Origin of the sequence: Sphaerospermopsis kisseleviana CS-549 (assembly GCF_028329225.1) — a bacterium.
In the GTDB taxonomy this organism is placed as follows: Bacteria; Cyanobacteriota; Cyanobacteriia; order Cyanobacteriales; family Nostocaceae; genus Sphaerospermopsis; species Sphaerospermopsis kisseleviana.
The window spans coordinates 1-1113 of sequence record NZ_JAQMTI010000328.1; the positions used below are offsets into that span (position 1 = coordinate 1).

Consider the following 1113-nt stretch of genomic DNA (forward strand, 5'->3'; position numbering starts at 1 on the left):
CAGAAGTGTTGAATGTTAAGAAATCTGTGATAAAAATAGCCCAAAATATATTAAAATTTGAGCAAGCTATATCAAAATATTGATTTGATCATGATTATAAATTCATTTCCCAAGATTGTCAAAGACATCCTCAAATCCTTGCCAAAAAATGATTATCCGGTTTTGAACACCCGTCTTTACGTTGAGTGTTGGTTGGGTTATGCCTTGGATAATAGTTTAACAAGTATGAGGGACTTATTTAAAAGATTAAACAATACAGGTATTGATGTAAGGATTTCGACTTTTTCCAAGGCTAACACACACAGAAATCAAGAAATCTTCCAAAAGATTTATCATCAATTGAATAAATTAGTCCAGAAAAAAGCTCACAAAAAGTTACATGATAAATACGCCATTTGTCCAATTGATTCTACAGTAATTACCTTAACAAGTAAGTTACTATGGGTTTTAGGACATCATCAAGTAAAACTTTTTAGTTCCCTCAATCTGTCAACAGGAAGTCCAGAAGATAATTTGATAAATTTTGGACATAATCATGATTATAAATTTGGTTCATCAATGATGTCTAATTTACCGCAAGATGCTGTTGGGGTAATGGATAGAGGTTTTGCGGGACTAAATTTTATGCAGGAATTAGTGCAAAAAGACAAATATTTTGTAGTGCGAATTAAGAATAATTGGAAACTAGAATTTGAATCGGGAACTGGATTAGTCAAAATCGGTTCAGCGAGTGATGCTCCCGCTTATAGGGTAGTTAATTTTTGTGATTTAGAAACTAAAACTGAATTTCGCTTAGTCACGAATTTACCGTCAGATGGAGAGGCAGCAGTTACAGATGATGAAATCAGGGATATTTACCGTTTACGTTGGGGAGTTGAATTATTATGGAAATTCTTAAAGATGCACCTAAAACTAGATAGATTAATTACCAAAAATGTTAATGGTATTGGCATACAAATTTATGCCAGTCTCATCGCTTATCTAATTTTACAACTTGTATCTGTTCCTCAAGAATGGGGTAATAAAATGTTAGATAAATTCCGCTATCTTCAAGCTTGTATGTGTCAACAAATTAGTTATGTTCATTGGATGGAAGATATCATGAGATGTTGA

Annotated in this window: 1 protein-coding gene; it reads left to right on the forward strand. The window is 32.6% G+C overall.

The features are described from left to right. Window positions 1-90: 90 nt before the first annotated feature. A complete protein-coding gene (locus PN497_RS25700) occupies window positions 91-1113 on the forward strand; it encodes an IS4 family transposase (protein ID WP_096566207.1) in 1023 nt (340 codons plus the stop codon).

Excerpts from the sequence above, each read along its gene's own strand:
- PN497_RS25700 (WP_096566207.1), top strand. The coding sequence starts at position 91 with ATGATTATAAATTCATTTCCCAAGATTGTCAAAGACATCCTCAAATCC.